We start from the raw sequence: 14,389 nt of genomic DNA on the forward strand, positions 1-14,389 counted from the left end.
TAGATGTGCGTAGCATCGGTCCCCGCATGAACACGATGACGTTGTGGCACATCACCGGCTGGGAATTCGTCGCGCTGGCCGTCGCGGCCCTGCTGGTCGGCTTCTCCAAGACGGCCGTCAGCGGGGCCAACACGGTCAGCCTCGCGATCTTCGCGGCGATCCTGCCCGCCAAGGCCTCCACCGGCGTCCTGCTGCCGATCCTGATCGCCGGCGACGTACTGGCCGTCCTCACCTACCGGCGCCACGCCCACTGGCCCACGCTGTGGCGGCTGTTCCCGGCCGTCGCGGCCGGCGTGGTGTTCGGCACGCTCTTCCTGGTGTGGGCCGACGACGGGATCGTCCGGACGTCGATCGGCGCGATCCTGCTGCTGATGGCGGGCGTCACCCTGTGGCGGCGCCGCACGGCCGACGCCACGGACCAACCCGACGCGGTGGTCACCCGGGCCGGCCGGATCAAGGCCCGCTCCTACGGCGTCCTCGGCGGCTTCACCACGATGGTGGCCAACGCGGGCGGTCCGGTGATGTCGATGTACCTGCTCTCGGCCGGATTCCGCAAACTCGGCTTCCTCGGCACCTCCGCGTTCTTCTTCCTGATCGTCAACGTCTCGAAGGTGCCCTTCAGCGCGGGCCTCGGCCTCATCGACGGCCACTCGCTGCTCCTGGACGCCGCCCTCGTCGCGTTCGTCGTCCCCGGCGCCCTGCTCGGCAAGTGGGCGGTGCACCGCATCAACCAGCGGCTGTTCGAGCAACTGGTCATCGCGGCGACGGTGGTGGGCGGCCTCCAACTGCTCCTTCGGTAGGAGCGCGGCACGCACCACGTCCGTACGGGGACGACAACGCCGGTGTCAGCCGTGTCAGCCGTCCGCCGGCAGGATCATGCAGGTGGTCGTCGCATGCGCCATCAGCCGGCCCTGCTCGTCGAGGACCCTGCCGTCGGCGGTGGCCGTGCGGCGGCCCACGTGGATCACGTTGCCCTCGGCGGTGAGGGTCTGCCCGTCGGTGCGGGCGGCCCGGATGTAGTTCACCTTCAGTTCCAGGGTGGTGTAGCCCGTGCCTGGCGGGAGGGTGGTGTGGATCGCGCAGCCCAGCGCCGAGTCGAGCAGGGTCGCTGTGACGCCGCCGTGCACGGTGCCGAGAGGGTTGGCGAAGTCCGGCCGGGTGTCCAGCGAGACCACGACCCGCCCGTGCTCCACGTCGTCGAACCGCATGCCGATCAGCCGCCCGATGGACGGCACGTCGCTCAGGCTCCCGGCCTGGACGAGACGTATGAGATCGAGACCGGACAGGGCGGCGAGGTCGGCGCGCGGGGTGCGGTCGGCGCGGTCGGTGTGTTCGGTGTGTTCGGTGGTGGTCAAGGTGGTTCCTCGGGTTGCAGAAGGGGCTTGCCGGGCACGGGAGTTCAGCTGCCCAGTGGGTTGTCCGTGTCCCGCAGTGCGGCCAGGACGGGCTTGTACAGGCGGGACTTGATGGTGGCCAGTGTGTCGCCCGCCTTGCCGGCCTGCGCCGCCGCGATGTCGACGGCGGTGGCGCGTACGGCGTCCTCGTCGACCGCGTGGTCGACGATCCCGGCGACCAGCGCGTCCTGGCCGCCGTAGCGGCGGGCCGTGACCATGGCCTCGTGGGCGGACCTCGGGGTGAGTCTGGCCTGGATGAGGGCGGACATGCCGGGGGTGAAGGGGATGTCGAGGTCGGCCTCGGGCAGGCACCAGAAGCCGCGGTCGGCGCGCATCACCCGAAGGTCGTGGGCCAGCGAGAACATGGCGCCCGCGGCGAAGGTGTGCCCCTGCAGCGCGGCCACGGTCACCACGGGCAGGGTCAGCAGCCGGGCGAGGAGCTCGTGGACCGAGACGACGTAGTCCACATGCCGGTCGGAGTGGGCGAACACCCAGTCCAGATCGAGGCCGTTGGAGTAGAACTTCCCCGTGGCGGCGGTCACCAGCGCGCGCGGCCCGTCCGCCTTCTCCACCTCGTCCAGCGCGCTGCCCACTTCCGTGATCCAGTCGGGGTGGAACCGGTTCTCGCCGTCGCCGAGATCGAGGACGAAGACGGTGTCCTGGCGGTCCAGCGTGGGCATGGCGACTCCTTCACAGCGGGGCACACGGGGCTTCACAGCGGGGCGCACAGGGGGACAGGGCATGCATGCGTACAGGGCACGGGAAGAGGGAGGCGGGAGGCGGGACGCAGTCAGGACTGCCGGTCGGCGCGAAGGGTGTGCTCCAGCAGGCCGCGGAGCTCCGCCGCCGTCGCGTCGAAAGGGGCGGTGCTCCGCTCGGCCCGGCACATGACCACGGCTCCCTCGACGGCGGCCACGACGAACGCGGCCAGCCGTCGCGCGCGCTCCTCGGGCAGGCCGTGGCGCAGCAGCACCGCGGCCAGGGCCGTCTGCCAGCGGGCGAAGACCGCCGCTGCCGAGCGGGCGCGCTCCGGCGAACGGTCGTCGCTCTCCACGGCGACCGCCACGACCGGACAGCCGAGGCGGAAGTCGCTGCGCAGGAGACGCTCCCGCCACAAAGCGAGGAACCCGTCGACGGCCCGCAGAGGATCGGGGTCGTCCATCGCGGCGTCGATCAGGTCGGCCATGACGTCCCCGGCGAACACCACGGCCTCGTCGATCAGCTGGGCCCGGCCGCCGGGAAAGTGGTGGTACACCGAGCCGCGCGGGGCGCCGCTGTGGGCGAGCACCCGATCGATGCTCACGCCGCCGGCCCCGTGCTCCCCGAGCAGGGCGACGGCACTCGTGACCATCCGCTCACGACTGTCACTCCTGCGTGGACTCATGGCACTGATTATGCGCTATGACATAGAACATGCAAAAGCGCTCCCGGTATCGATCCAGTGGGCGGGGCAGCAGCGGCCCGAGCAGGCGGGGGCCTCGCGGGGGCTGCCTAGACTGACCGGCGGGCGGCGGCGGAGCCGCGGGTGAGACATCGATCGGGGCGGGGAGAGATGGCTGCTGCTGCACGGCGGGTGCGGTGGAACGACGTCGCCGCGGCGCGCGGGGTCTCCCGCGCCGGGGGCCGGCAGCCTGGTCGGTTCCGGCCGGTCCGCGGTCCGCGCGGCGCGGCCCTCAGGTGCGCGGCGGCGCGCGAAACGGCGTCGAACCCGGCGGCCCCGATCCGCGGGTGGGCGGGCACCGTCGTGGCGGGCGGGGGCTTGCGGTGAGTGCGGGGGGCCGGGTCGTCGTGCAGGGGGCGGCATGAGCCGGCACGTCCTGGTGCTGGGCGGCACCACCGAGGCACGGGAGCTCGCCGCCGCTCTGGCGGCTCGCCGCGGAGTCCGGGTGACCTCGTCGCTGGCGGGCCGGGTGTCCCGGCCGGGGGCGCTCGACGGGGACGTACGGATCGGCGGGTTCGGCGGGGCGCAGGGGCTCGCCGACTGGCTGCGTGAGCAGCGGGCGGACGCCGTCGTCGACGCCACGCATCCCTTCGCCACCGGCATCACCGAGAACGCGGCGAGCGCCACGGTGGCGACCGGCCTGCCGCTGGTGGTACTGCGCCGCCCGGGCTGGCGGGCGGGGGCCGGCGACCGCTGGCACGAGGTGGCGTCGCTGGAGGCGGCGGCCGAGCTGCTGCCGGGCCTGGGCCGGCGGGTCCTGCTGACGACGGGCCGGCTCGGCCTCGCGGCCTTCGCCCACCTCGACGGCCCGCACTTCGTCGTACGGTCCGTGGAACCGCCCGCGCCCCCGATGCCGCCCGACGTCGAACTGGTCCTGGCGCGCGGCCCGTTCACCGTCGCCGACGAGCTGACGCTGCTGCGGGACCGCCGGATCGACGTGGTGGTGACCAAGGACAGCGGCGGAACGGCGACGGCCGCGAAACTCACGGCGGCACGGGAGCTGGGGCTCCCCGTCGTGGTCGTACGACGGCCACCTCTGCCGACGGGTGTGACGGCCGTCCCGGACGTGGACGCCGTCCTGGACGAGCTGGGCCTCATCCTGCGGTGACGCCGCCGGCGGGCGGGCCGGCTCGCGGCCCTCAGGGCGCGAGGACCGCCTGTTCCGGCTGTGGGCGGCGCGGGGAGAAGCCGTCGCCCAGGTCCTCGACCAGGAGTCGCTTGGAGATGGCGTCCACCGCTGCCCGCAGGTCGCCGCCCGCCGGGCGGCCGAGGTCCCGCGTCACCCGCTCCTCCAGCCAGGTGCCCGACGCCTCGCCGATGGTCCGGGCCTCGCGTGCGCCCGCCTCCGTGTGGGAGAGGAGGGAGCCGTGGCGGCTCAGGTATCCCTCGTCGACCATGCGGTCGAACACCGGCAGCAGCACCTCCGGCGGCATATGGCGGCGGGCCGCGATCAGGCCGAGGCCGGCGTGGCCGACCAGCCGCGTGAACAGCTCGACCTGCATCACCGTCCAGGCGCCTGCGACGTCGAGCCGGGTGTCGGAGGCCGCGAAGAGCCGGCGCGCGTGCGCGTGTCCAGAACGGGCGGCTGGGCGGCGGCCGGAGCGCCTTCCTCGGTGACGGTCACGAGGTCACGATCACACCGGCACGCCGTCCGCGCACGTAGGACGGGCCGCTCGGGGCTACCCCCGGTCCGGGTTACGGCGCAGTAGATAGGTGTCCATGATCCAGCCCTTGCGTTCGCGCGCCTCGGCCCGCAGCCGCTCGATGCGCGGGCCGGCCTCGGCGATCGGGCCGGAGACGAGGATCTCGTCCGGGGTGCCTATGTAGGCGCCCCAGTAGATGTCGACATCGTCGTCGGCGTACCGGCGGAACGTCTGATGGGCGTCCAGCATCACCACCACGTCGTCCACCCCCTCCGGGAAGCCCTCGGCGAGCCGGCGGCCGGTGGTGATCTGCACGGGCCGGGCCACCCGGTTCAGTCCCGTCCGATGCCGGGCGACGAGCGCCGAGACACTGCTGATGCCGGGCACGACGTCGTAGGTGAAGTCCACCGTGCCCCGGGCCAGCACCTCCTCCAGGATGCCCAGCGTGCTGTCGTACAGCGCCGGATCGCCCCACACCAGGAACGCGCCGCTCTCCTGCGCACCGAGCTCCTCGGTGATCAGCCGCTCGTAGATGTCGGCGCGGGCGCTGCGCCAGTCGCCGACGGCCGGGGAGTAGGCCGCGCCGCCGGCCCGGCGGTCCCGCTCCGGGTCCCGGGCCTCGACCACCCGGTAGCCGCCCTGCGGTATGTGCGTGGCCAGCATGTCGTGGCGCAACCGCGTCAGGTCGCTCTTCACCTCGCCCTTGTCCAGGACGAAGAACACGTCCGTACTCCGCAGCGCCCTGACCGCCTGCAAGGTGAGCTGGTCGGGGTCGCCCGCGCCGATACCGATGACATGAATCTCTCGCACGCCTCGAGTCTGCCGTACGCCACTGACAGTGACCGTGGCGGGTGTCAGCGCAGCCGCGGCGCCCGGGCCCGCGCGTCCACCGCCGTGTCCGTCCGCTGCACCGTGTCCGCCAGTGCGCGCGCCCACCCGGCCAGTTCGGCGAGGTCCATCCCGTAGGGCCGCGCCTGCCCCGCGCCCGCCGCCCATTCCTCGACGGCCCCGGCGCCGCGCCGCAGCAGCCGCGCCCCGCCCGTGCGGTTCCCCCGGGCCGCGTGTGTCAGACCCACCGCGAGCTGGGCGAGCCCGCGCCACAGGGCGCGTTCCGACTCGGGGCCCGACTTCCAGGCGTCCTCGAAGACCTCGTGCGCGTGAAACGGCTTCCCGGCGTCCAGCAGGGCCTGCGCCTCGGCGATGCTTTCCTGCGGCGTGCGGACGACGCCCTCGGGCTGCCGCTCCACCCCGGCGGTGCCGTACGGCAGGGGCCGGCCGAGCCCGTCCCGCGGCCTGGCGTTGCGCGCCCGCCCTTCGCCGTCCCGGTCCCGGGCGCCGACGGACCGGCCGCCGCGCGTACCTCCTGTGCTGCCCAAACGGTCCATACCGCGATTGTCCCGCGCCCGGGCCCGCTTCGGCCCGGCGCCCGGCGTGGGGTAAAGTGCTGTTCGCGCGATCACACGGCACGCCGTGCGAAGCGCACCGGGACGTGGCGCAGCTTGGTAGCGCACTTGACTGGGGGTCAAGGGGTCGCAGGTTCAAATCCTGTCGTCCCGACTGGAGTCCGCTCCATAGTCGCAGGTCAGGGTCTTGTTTCACTTCGGTGAGGCAAGGCCCTCGATCATTTTCCGGGCTCTCGGTGCGTACCCGAGCGTCTCGGGGCGTGGTGACGGACCGGGTGGGCCGGGTCGTTCAGGGGGTGTCAGCCGAACTGGCCGGGCTGGTAGTCGCCGGCCGGCTGCTGGACGATGACGTTCACCCGGTTGTAGGCGTTGATGAGGGCGATGAGGGAGACCAGCGCGGCGAGCTGGTCCTCGTCGAAGTGCTTGGCGGCGTTCTCCCACGTCTCGTCCGGCACCCCACCGGCCGCGTCGGCGATGCGCGTGCCCTGCTCCGTCAACTCCAGGGCGGCGCGCTCGGCATCGGTGAAGACCTTCGCCTCCCGCCAGGCCGCGACCAGATGGAGGCGCTGCGCGGTCTCCCCGGCGTGCTCGGCGTCCTTGGTGTGCATGTCGGTGCAGAAGCCGCAGCCGTTGATCTGGCTGGCGCGGAGCTTCACCAGCTCCTGTGTGGCGGCCGGCAGCGTCGAGTCCGAAACCACCTTGTTGGCGGAGTTGATGTGCTTCAGCACCTTCCCCGCGAGAGGGTGGGCGAAGAAGTTGAGACGCGATTCCACGGTGATCTCCTTGCGGTGTGGTGGATACGCCACTACTGACCGGGGTGACCGACGATGTGTGACACGGGACGAGTCGGGCGGCTGCGAACACGCCCCAGTCCATCAGCCCATCATGTTCCCCGCACGACTGCGGCACGCCGGCCCCGCAGTGGCGCGGCTCGGCCGGGGGCGCCCGTCCTCGCCAGGTGTACCGATGCATCGCTTCTCTGCCGCCCACCCTAAATCCCTTGCGTTGAAGCGCACTTCAAGTTGAAGACTCCCCTTCGAGCCGGAGCGGACGGACCGACTTCGGCCGTACGGGAGGGATCCACCATGAGGTACCGCACCATGGGCGCCGACCCGGCCACCCGCCGCGAGGTCAGCGTGCTCGCGCTCGGGGCGATGCTGTTCGGGTCGGTGACGGACGAGGAGACCTCCTTCGCGATTCTCGACCGGTATGTCGAGGCCGGCGGGAACTTCGTCGACACGTCCGACAACTACGCCTTCTGGGTGGACGGCGGCCAGGGCGGCCAGAGCGAGGAACTGCTCGGCCGGTGGCGGCGCAGCCGGGGCGTCGGAGACGAGATCGTCGTCGCGACCAAGCTCGGCGCCCGCCCCCTCGCCCCGGGCACCAGCTACACCGACAACCCGGAGGGCCTCTCGGCGAAGGTGATCCGCGAGTCCGCCGAACGCAGCCGGGAGCGGCTCGGCGTCGACAAGCTGGACCTGCTCTACGCGCACATCGACGACCACACCGTCCCGCAGCGCGAGACCGTCGAGGCGTTCGGGGAGCTCGTCGCCGAGGGCACGGTCGGTCTGCTCGGGGTGAGCAACCAGGCCATGTGGCGCGTGGAGCGGGCTCGCGCGCTCGCCGCCGCGGCCGGACTGCCCGGCTACGAGGTGCTCCAGTACCAGCACAGTCACCTGCGTCCGCGCACCGACATCCCCGACGACCTCTTTCCGGACGGCAGCCTCGGACACGCGGGCCCCGAACTCCTCGGCTATCTGCGGGCGGAACCCGGCCTGACCCTCGTCGCGTACTCGCCGCTGCTCAAGGGCGCCTACGCCCGCCAGGACCGGCCCCTGCCGCCGGACTACGACCACCCGGGCACCCCGGCCCGGCTCGTCGTGCTGCGCGAGGTGGCCAAGGAGACCGGAGCGAGCGTCAACCAGGTCGTGCTGGCCTGGCAGTCGGGCGGCGCGCTGCCGATCGTCTCGCTGGCCGGAGCGTCATCGGTGGCGCAGCTGGAGGAGAACCTGGCCGCCCTCGACCTGGAACTGACCGAGGACCAGCGCGCCCGGCTGGACGCGGCGCACTGACGAGCGGACGGCGACCGAGGGACCGAGGGGCCGAGGGGCCGACGGACCGACCGGGGGAGTGACCGGAGAGTAACCAGGGAGGCTAGGCTGGGATCATGCCGTCCCCCCGCCGCACCGCCAGACAGGCCGACCTGCTGGAACGTCTCGTCGCGCTGCTGACGGCGGAGGGCTTCTCGGACCTCACGCTGGACGACCTCGCCGAGCGGCTGCGCTGCTCCAAGACGACCCTGTACCAGCTCGCCCGCAGCAAGCAGGGGCTGGTCGTGGAGGCGGTCAAGCACTACTTCCGCGGGGCGACCGAGGCCGTCGAGAAGCGGGTGGCGCAGACCGTCGACCCCTCGGACCGGGTCCGTGTGTACCTGACGGCCGTGGCCGAACAGCTGCGCCCGCTCTCGCGCCGGTTCCTCGACGACGTGGCCGACTTCCCGCCCGCTCGCGAGGTGTACGAGGCCAACACGCGGATGGCCGCGGAGCGGGTGCGCCGGCTGATCGCGGAGGGCGTCTCGGACGGCGCCTTCCGTGAGGTGCACACCGCTTTCGTCGGCGAGGTCGCCGCGGCGACCATGCGGCAGATCCAGCAGGGCGAGCTCAAGGCGCGCACCGGACTGTCCGACGCGGAGGCGTACGAACAGCTCGCCTCACTGATCGTGCACGCCGTCTCCTCCTGACACCTGACGCCTGACTTCCCTGGCACCTGACATCCCTGGCGCCTGACGCCTGATACCCGGCAAGGGGACCTGGCCGGTTGTGTGTGGGGGGGTGCCGGCCTCACAGTGTTCCGGGGTTCTGGCGTACTGTGAATGATACGCTCGTACGCACTCCAGTATCGTTTCCCGTATCATTTCCAGTGCCGTACCCGTACTCACCCGTACGCCTACGTGGAGGTCACCATGCCTGCCACTCGCGCCCTGCCGACCGAGGAAGCCGTAGAGCTCATCCAGCTCACCCGCACCCTCGCCGCCAAGGAACTCGCCCCTCGGGTCGCCGACGCGGAGGCCGACGGAGCGTTCCCCAGGGACGTCTTCCGCACCCTCGGGCGCAGCGGCCTGCTCGGTCTGCCCTTCGCCGAGGAGGACGGCGGGGCGGACCAGCCCTACGAGGTCTACCTCCAGGTGCTGGAGGAGGTCGCCGCGGTGTGGTCGAGTGTCGCCGTGGGCATCTCCGTGCACGCCCTGTCCTGCTTCCCGCTGGCCCGCTTCGGCACCGACGAGCAGCGGCGCAGGTGGCTGCCCGACATGCTCGCCGGTGAGCTGCTGGGCGCGTACTGCCTGTCCGAGCCGCACGCCGGCTCCGACCCGGCGGCCATGCTCACCCGCGCCGTCCGCGACGGCGACGGCTACGTCCTGAACGGCACCAAGGCCTGGACCACGCACGGCGGTTACGCCGACTTCTACACGGTCATGGCCCGCACCTCCGACGACCGCGCCCACGGCATCTCCTGCTTCCTGGTCCCGGCCGACACTCCGGGGCTCAGCGCCGACCCGCCGGAGCGGAAGATGGGTCTGACGGGCTCGGCTACCGCCACCATGCGCCTGGAGGACGTCCGGGTGCCCGTGGGGCGGCGGATAGGGGAGGAGGGGCAGGGCTTGAAGATCGCGCTCGCCTCCCTCGACTGCGGCCGGCTGGGCATCTCCGCCGTCGCCACCGGTCTCGCCCAGGGCGCCCTCGACCACGCGGTGCGCTACGCCCGCGAGCGGGAGACGTTCGGCAAGCCGATCATCGAGCACCAGGGTCTGGCGTTCGTGCTCGCCGACATGGGCGCCGCGATCGAGTCGGCGCGGGCCACCGCGCTGTCCGCCGCCCGGTTGAAGGACCTCGGCCTGCCCTTCACACGGGAGGCGTCGATCGCCAAACTCGTGGCCACGGACAATGCGATGAAGGTGACCACGGACGCCGTGCAGGTCCTCGGGGGGTACGGGTACACCCGTGACTTCCCCGTGGAGCGCTATATGCGCGAGGCCAAGGTCATGCAGATCTTCGAAGGAACCAACCAGATCCAGCGCATGATCATCTCCCGTGCGCTGGACCGTGACGAGGGCGGTGTGCTCACCGTCCTCGGCAAGGAGTGATGATGCAGCTCGAGAACACCGCCGCCCTCGTCACCGGCGGTGCGTCCGGCCTCGGCGCGGCCACCGCGAAGGCTCTCGCGGAGCGCGGCGCCCGGGTCTTCGCCCTCGACCTCAAGGACGGCATCGACAAGGCGCCCGAGGCGCCGGGCGTGACCTATGTGCCCGCCGACGTCACCGACCCCGAACAGGTGGGCGCGGCCGTCGCCACGGCGGCGGGGGCCGGTGTCCCGCTGCGCACCGTCGTCAACTGCGCCGGCATCGGCCCCTCGGCGCGGATCCTCGGCAAGAAGGGCGTGCACGACCTCGCCCTGTACGCCAAGGTGATCCAGATCAACCTGATCGGCACGTTCAACGTGCTCGCGCTGGCCTCCGAGGCCATCGCCGCGACGGAGGCCGACGCGGACGGCCAGCGGGGCGTCATCGTCAACACCGCCTCCATCGCGGCGTACGACGGCCAGATCGGTCAGGCCGCCTACTCCTCCTCCAAGGGCGGCGTCGTCGGCCTCACCCTGCCTGCCGCCCGGGACCTCGCGCAGTACGGCATCCGGGTGTGCACCATCGCCCCGGGCATCGTGGAGACGCCGATGCTGGCCACGGTGTCGGAGGAGTTCCGGGCCGGCCTCGCGGCGGGCGTGCCCTTCCCGCGGCGCCTGGCCCGCCCCGAGGAGTACGCGCGGCTCGCCCTGACGATCGTCGACCACGACTACCTCAACGGCGAGACCATCCGCATGGACGGCGCCCTGCGCATGGCGCCCCGCTAGGTCGTGTCCGTCACGAGCCGGGCCCTAGGGTCTGACCAGTAGTTGGAAGTCGAAGGCGTAGCGGGACGCGCGGTAGATGTGGCTGCCGTACTCGACCGGCCGGCCGGTGTCGTCGTAGGCCGTGCGCTGCATGGTGAGCAGGGCCGCCCCCTCCTTCTCCGTGAGGAGGGCGGCCTCCTCGGCGGTGGCGGAGCGGGCGCCGATGGTCTGGCGGGCGCTGTGCAGGGTGATGCCCGCGGAGCGCAGCAGCCGGTACAGGCCGGTGGCCTCCAGGCGTTCGGTGTCGAGGTCCAGGAGGGCCGGGGGCAGGTAGTTGCACAGGAACGCCACCGGCTCGCCGTGGGTGGCGCGCAGCCGCTCGAGGAGCGTGACCTCGCTGCCCTCCGCGATGCCGAGCGCGGCGGCCACGTCGGCGGTCGCCGGTACGCGTTCGTTGCGGACGACGTGCGTGGTGGGCCCCTGTCCGGCCGCCTCCAGGTCGTCGTAGAGGCTGGACAGTTCCAGCGGCCGTTTCACCTGGCTGTGCACGACCTGTGTGCCGACTCCCCGTCGCCGCACCAGCAGGCCCTTGTCGACGAGTGACTGGATGGCCTGGCGGACGGTCGGGCGGGACAGGCCGAGCCGGGTCGACAGGTCGATCTCGTTGCCCAGGAGGTTGCCGGGGGCGAGCGCGCCGTGCTCGATGGCCGCCTCCAGCTGCTGGGCGAGCTGGTAGTAGAGCGGCACCGGGCTGGTGCGGTCCAGGGCGAAGTGCAGCGCGTCGAGCGCGGAGCCGGGCACGGCACGGGAGCGTTCGCCGGTCTTCGCCATCGGGCACCTCCTCGGGTCGGTGGGGTGGGGGAGCGGGCGGAAGCCGGATCAGCGGTGCGCGAGGAACTCTTCGAACATCTCGACTCGCGCGAGGGGTACACCCGTTCGCAGGGGGTAGAGATCGACCCCGATGCGACCCATCATGATCAGATCCAGGGGCTCGACCGGCTTGGCCATGCGCGACGCTCCTCACGGTGATCGGGGGTCTGGCGTCTCCCAGGTGTAGGTCCCGGGGGCCCGCAATGTCAAGGGTTTGTTCTTACATTCGGACCTGCTCGTGAAATGATGTCTTAACAAAGTATTGACAGTGGGCTCGTCAAGGGATTGGATCCGGTCCCAGCAGCGCATGAGCCGGGTCCGCGATTCCTGAACAGTCGCGGACCCGGCTCCCCGGCCCCAATCTGAGTAGAAACGGGCCCCGGATCCTCGCGATCGTCCTCCCCTTCCCCCGTCGTTTTCCCCGTAGCACAGTGAGGTGCAGGAAAGATGGACAGCTCTTCTCCCTCCCGCTCGCGCAGAATCGCCCCGGTCGTGGCCATGGCCGCGGCGGTTGCCCTGACCCTCGCAGGCTGCTCCAGCAGCTCCGGCGGAAAGAAGTCCGAGGAGAGCGCGGGCGGCGCCTCCGCGGGCAAGGCGAGCACCCCGCAGATGACGGTCGCCCTGGTGACCCACCAGTCGCCCGGCGACACCTTCTGGGACATCGTCCGCAAGGGCGCCGAGGCCGCCGCGGCCAAGGACAACGTCAAGCTGGTGTACTCCAACGACCCGAGCGCGGGCGGCCAGGCGAACCTGGTGCAGAACGCCGTCGACCAGAAGGTCGACGGCATCGCGGTCACCCTCGCCAAGCCCGACGCCCTCAAGGCCGTCATAGCCAAGGCGACGGCCGCGAAGATACCTGTGGTCGGTCTCAACTCCGGTGTGAGCGAGTGGAAGAAGCTCGGCCTGCTCGAGTTCTTCGGGCAGGACGAGACGGTCGCCGGCGAGGCCCTCGGCAACAAGCTGAACTCGCTCGGTTCCAAGAAGGCCGTCTGTGTCATCCAGGAGCAGGGCAACATCGGCCTCACCCAGCGCTGTGACGGGGTGAAGAAGACGTTCTCCGGTTCCATCGAGAACCTCTACGTCAACGGCACCGACATGCCGTCCGTGAAGTCGACGATCACCGCCAAGCTCAGCCAGGACAAGGCCGTCGACCACATCATCACGCTCGGCGCCCCCATCGCGCTGACCGCGGCACAGTCGGTGTCCGACGCCGGCAGCAAGGCGAAGATCGCCACCTTCGACCTCAACAAGGACCTGACCGGAGCCATCAGCAAGGGCACCGTCGAGCTGGCGGTGGATCAGCAGCCGTACCTGCAGGGCTACCTGGCGATCGACTCGCTGTGGCTCTACAAGAACAACGGCAACTACATGGGCGGCGGCGAGCAGCCGGTGCTGACCGGCCCGGCCTTCGTGGACAAGTCCAACGTCGACGCGGTGGCCGCGTACGCCGCGAAGGGCACCCGGTGATGAGTATGACCCAGCATGCCGAGCCGGCGGTGACCAAGACACCGCCGGCCCCCGGCCGCAAGGAGAGCGACGGCCGGACCTCTCAACGCCCGCTGGCTCTGCGCCTGTTGGCACGCCCCGAGGTGGGCGTCTTCCTCGGCGCGGTCGCGGTCTACGTGTTCTTCCTGGCCTCGGCGCCGCCGGTGCGCGAGGCCAGCGCGATGGCCAACATCCTGTACCAGTCGTCGACGATCGGGATCATGGCCCTGCCGGTGGCGCTGCTGATGATCGGCGGCGAGTTCGACCTGTCGGCCGGTGTCGCCGTCATCTCCTCGGCGCTCACGGCGAGCATGCTCAGCTACCAGCTCACCATGAACGTCTGGGTGGGCGTGGTCGTCGCGCTCCTGGTCTCCCTCGCCATCGGCTTCTTCAACGGCTGGATGGTGGTGAAGACCGGACTGCCCAGTTTCCTGGTCACCCTGGGCACCTTCCTGATCCTCCAGGGCGTCAACCTCGCGGTGACCAAGCTGGTCACCACCAACGTGGCCACGGACGACATCAGCGACATGGACGGCTTCGGGCAGGCGAAGAAGATCTTCGCCTCGTCGTTCGACATCGGCGGCGTCCAGGTGAAGATCACCATCTTCTACTGGCTGGTCTTCGCGGCCATCGCCACCTGGGTGCTGCTGCGCACCAGGTACGGCAACTGGATCTTCGCGGTCGGCGGGAACAAGGAGAGCGCCCGGGCGGTCGGCGTGCCCGTGACGTTCACGAAGATCTCGCTGTTCATGCTGGTCGGCTTCGGCGCCTGGTTCGTCGGCATGCACCAGCTGTTCACGTTCAACACCGTGCAGTCCGGCGAGGGCGTCGGCCAGGAGCTGATCTACATCTCCGCGGCCGTGATCGGCGGCTGTCTGCTGACCGGCGGCGCCGGCTCCGCGATCGGCCCGGTCTTCGGCGCGTTCATGTTCGGCATGGTGCAGCAGGGCATCGTCTACGCCGGCTGGAACCCCGACTGGTTCAAGGCCTTCCTCGGCGTGATGCTCCTCGGCGCCGTCCTGATCAATCTGTGGGTCAGCCGCACGGCGACCCGGAGGTGACCCGAATGACCACCAGCAACGGAACCGGCACACACGGCGCGATCATCGCGGACACCGTCCCCGAGGACGGCGACCGCGCGCTCGTCGAGCTGCGCAACGCCGGCAAGTCCTACGGCAACATCCGTGCCCTGCACGGCGTCGACCTGACGGTGCACCCCGGCAAGGTGACCTGTGTCCTGGGCGACAACGGCGCCGGCAAGTCCACCCTGAT

The 14,389-nt window shown here is 71.2% G+C and carries 16 protein-coding genes, 1 tRNA gene and 2 pseudogenes; 10 read left to right on the forward strand and 9 right to left on the reverse strand.

Annotation, left to right across the window (positions count from 1 at the left end; all coding sequences use genetic code 11):
• Positions 1 to 26: 26 nt before the first annotated feature.
• Positions 27 to 800: a sulfite exporter TauE/SafE family protein gene (locus ACZ5SK_RS23455; RefSeq protein WP_334575137.1), complete on the forward strand. Its 774-nt coding sequence runs from the start codon at positions 27 to 29 to the stop codon at positions 798 to 800.
• Between the two features lie 54 nt (positions 801 to 854).
• Here ACZ5SK_RS23455 and ACZ5SK_RS23460 read toward each other — a convergent pair whose 3' ends face one another.
• From ACZ5SK_RS23460 to ACZ5SK_RS23470, 3 genes are all read right to left on the reverse strand, one after another.
• Complete coding sequence (locus tag ACZ5SK_RS23460; protein ID WP_457494043.1) at positions 855 to 1,355, reverse strand: PaaI family thioesterase; 501 nt, start codon at positions 1,353 to 1,355, stop codon at positions 855 to 857.
• 44 nt (positions 1,356 to 1,399) lie between these two features.
• On the reverse strand, positions 1,400 to 2,074 hold the full coding sequence (locus ACZ5SK_RS23465) for an enoyl-CoA hydratase-related protein (protein ID WP_334575134.1): 675 nt from the start codon (positions 2,072 to 2,074) through the stop codon (positions 1,400 to 1,402).
• Between the two features lie 110 nt (positions 2,075 to 2,184).
• The gene (locus ACZ5SK_RS23470) at positions 2,185 to 2,778 is read right to left on the reverse strand and encodes a TetR/AcrR family transcriptional regulator (RefSeq protein ID WP_468156021.1); all 594 of its coding nucleotides are present in this window, start codon (positions 2,776 to 2,778) and stop codon (positions 2,185 to 2,187) included.
• A 418-nt stretch (positions 2,779 to 3,196) separates the two neighbouring features.
• Here ACZ5SK_RS23470 and ACZ5SK_RS23475 point away from each other — a divergent pair, with 418 nt between their 5' ends.
• The gene (locus ACZ5SK_RS23475; protein WP_334575129.1) at positions 3,197 to 3,943 is read left to right on the forward strand and encodes a cobalt-precorrin-6A reductase; all 747 of its coding nucleotides are present in this window, start codon (positions 3,197 to 3,199) and stop codon (positions 3,941 to 3,943) included.
• 31 nt (positions 3,944 to 3,974) lie between these two features.
• On the opposite strand, the pseudogene ACZ5SK_RS23480 reads toward ACZ5SK_RS23475, so the two are convergent.
• From ACZ5SK_RS23480 to ACZ5SK_RS23490, 3 genes and pseudogenes are all read right to left on the reverse strand, one after another.
• Positions 3,975 to 4,397 (reverse strand): annotated as a pseudogene (locus ACZ5SK_RS23480) (MFS transporter); the annotation flags it as partial.
• 117 nt (positions 4,398 to 4,514) lie between these two features.
• Complete coding sequence (gene cobF, locus ACZ5SK_RS23485) at positions 4,515 to 5,288, reverse strand: precorrin-6A synthase (deacetylating) (RefSeq protein ID WP_334575128.1); 774 nt, start codon at positions 5,286 to 5,288, stop codon at positions 4,515 to 4,517.
• Between the two features lie 44 nt (positions 5,289 to 5,332).
• Entirely contained in the window at positions 5,333 to 5,863 is a 531-nt protein-coding gene (locus ACZ5SK_RS23490; RefSeq protein WP_334575126.1) for a DUF309 domain-containing protein, read from the reverse strand.
• Between the two features lie 98 nt (positions 5,864 to 5,961).
• On the opposite strand from ACZ5SK_RS23490, the gene ACZ5SK_RS23495 reads away from it, so the two are divergent.
• A tRNA-Pro gene (locus ACZ5SK_RS23495) sits at positions 5,962 to 6,035 on the forward strand.
• Positions 6,036 to 6,180: 145 nt separating this feature from the next.
• Here ACZ5SK_RS23495 and ACZ5SK_RS23500 read toward each other — a convergent pair.
• A complete protein-coding gene (locus ACZ5SK_RS23500; protein ID WP_334575125.1) occupies positions 6,181 to 6,654 on the reverse strand; it encodes a carboxymuconolactone decarboxylase family protein in 474 nt (157 codons plus the stop codon).
• 312 nt (positions 6,655 to 6,966) lie between these two features.
• Here ACZ5SK_RS23500 and ACZ5SK_RS23505 point away from each other — a divergent pair, with 312 nt between their 5' ends.
• From ACZ5SK_RS23505 to ACZ5SK_RS23520, 4 genes are all read left to right on the forward strand, one after another.
• On the forward strand, positions 6,967 to 7,953 hold the full coding sequence (locus ACZ5SK_RS23505) for an aldo/keto reductase (protein WP_334575124.1): 987 nt from the start codon (positions 6,967 to 6,969) through the stop codon (positions 7,951 to 7,953).
• 95 nt (positions 7,954 to 8,048) lie between these two features.
• Complete coding sequence (locus ACZ5SK_RS23510; RefSeq protein ID WP_079658180.1) at positions 8,049 to 8,621, forward strand: TetR/AcrR family transcriptional regulator; 573 nt, start codon at positions 8,049 to 8,051, stop codon at positions 8,619 to 8,621.
• A gap of 222 nt (positions 8,622 to 8,843) precedes the next feature.
• A complete protein-coding gene (locus ACZ5SK_RS23515; protein ID WP_334575123.1) occupies positions 8,844 to 10,022 on the forward strand; it encodes an acyl-CoA dehydrogenase family protein in 1,179 nt (392 codons plus the stop codon).
• Between the two features lie 2 nt (positions 10,023 to 10,024).
• Positions 10,025 to 10,783: an SDR family NAD(P)-dependent oxidoreductase gene (locus tag ACZ5SK_RS23520; protein ID WP_334575122.1), complete on the forward strand. Its 759-nt coding sequence runs from the start codon at positions 10,025 to 10,027 to the stop codon at positions 10,781 to 10,783.
• Between the two features lie 24 nt (positions 10,784 to 10,807).
• Here ACZ5SK_RS23520 and ACZ5SK_RS23525 read toward each other — a convergent pair whose 3' ends face one another.
• Together ACZ5SK_RS23525 and ACZ5SK_RS23530 are read right to left on the reverse strand one after the other, a co-directional pair.
• Positions 10,808 to 11,593, reverse strand: coding sequence for a GntR family transcriptional regulator (locus ACZ5SK_RS23525; protein ID WP_334575120.1), 786 nt, complete (start codon positions 11,591 to 11,593; stop codon positions 10,808 to 10,810).
• Between the two features lie 60 nt (positions 11,594 to 11,653).
• Positions 11,654 to 11,770, reverse strand: a pseudogene (locus tag ACZ5SK_RS23530) (5-dehydro-2-deoxygluconokinase); the annotation flags it as partial.
• 309 nt (positions 11,771 to 12,079) lie between these two features.
• Between ACZ5SK_RS23530 and ACZ5SK_RS23535 the strand changes: the two are divergent.
• From ACZ5SK_RS23535 to ACZ5SK_RS23545, 3 genes are all read left to right on the forward strand, one after another.
• A complete protein-coding gene (locus ACZ5SK_RS23535) occupies positions 12,080 to 13,099 on the forward strand; it encodes a sugar ABC transporter substrate-binding protein (protein WP_361702065.1) in 1,020 nt (339 codons plus the stop codon).
• Complete coding sequence (locus ACZ5SK_RS23540; RefSeq protein WP_334575117.1) at positions 13,099 to 14,178, forward strand: ABC transporter permease; 1,080 nt, start codon at positions 13,099 to 13,101, stop codon at positions 14,176 to 14,178. Before ACZ5SK_RS23535 ends, ACZ5SK_RS23540 begins: the two co-directional genes overlap by 1 nt.
• A gap of 5 nt (positions 14,179 to 14,183) precedes the next feature.
• Positions 14,184 to 14,389, forward strand: a 206-nt coding sequence (locus tag ACZ5SK_RS23545) for an ATP-binding cassette domain-containing protein (RefSeq protein ID WP_361702068.1), incomplete at its 3' end; no start/stop codon positions are given.

The sequence above is a fragment of the Streptomyces sp. NPDC031474 genome, assembly GCF_055581185.1.

What these genes read in the sequence shown, in the direction of transcription:
- ACZ5SK_RS23455 (WP_334575137.1), top strand. Translation starts at nt 27, where the DNA reads ATGAACACGATGACGTTGTGGCACATCACCGGCTGGGAATTCGTCGCG.
- ACZ5SK_RS23465 (WP_334575134.1), bottom strand. Translation starts at nt 2,074, where the DNA reads ATGCCCACGCTGGACCGCCAGGACACCGTCTTCGTCCTCGATCTCGGC.
- ACZ5SK_RS23470 (WP_468156021.1), bottom strand. Translation starts at nt 2,778, where the DNA reads ATGAGTCCACGCAGGAGTGACAGTCGTGAGCGGATGGTCACGAGTGCC.
- ACZ5SK_RS23475 (WP_334575129.1), top strand. Translation starts at nt 3,197, where the DNA reads ATGAGCCGGCACGTCCTGGTGCTGGGCGGCACCACCGAGGCACGGGAG.
- ACZ5SK_RS23490 (WP_334575126.1), bottom strand. Translation starts at nt 5,863, where the DNA reads ATGGACCGTTTGGGCAGCACAGGAGGTACGCGCGGCGGCCGGTCCGTC.
- ACZ5SK_RS23505 (WP_334575124.1), top strand. Translation starts at nt 6,967, where the DNA reads ATGAGGTACCGCACCATGGGCGCCGACCCGGCCACCCGCCGCGAGGTC.
- ACZ5SK_RS23510 (WP_079658180.1), top strand. Translation starts at nt 8,049, where the DNA reads ATGCCGTCCCCCCGCCGCACCGCCAGACAGGCCGACCTGCTGGAACGT.
- ACZ5SK_RS23515 (WP_334575123.1), top strand. Translation starts at nt 8,844, where the DNA reads ATGCCTGCCACTCGCGCCCTGCCGACCGAGGAAGCCGTAGAGCTCATC.
- ACZ5SK_RS23520 (WP_334575122.1), top strand. Translation starts at nt 10,025, where the DNA reads ATGCAGCTCGAGAACACCGCCGCCCTCGTCACCGGCGGTGCGTCCGGC.
- ACZ5SK_RS23525 (WP_334575120.1), bottom strand. Translation starts at nt 11,593, where the DNA reads ATGGCGAAGACCGGCGAACGCTCCCGTGCCGTGCCCGGCTCCGCGCTC.
- ACZ5SK_RS23535 (WP_361702065.1), top strand. Translation starts at nt 12,080, where the DNA reads ATGGACAGCTCTTCTCCCTCCCGCTCGCGCAGAATCGCCCCGGTCGTG.
- ACZ5SK_RS23540 (WP_334575117.1), top strand. Translation starts at nt 13,099, where the DNA reads ATGAGTATGACCCAGCATGCCGAGCCGGCGGTGACCAAGACACCGCCG.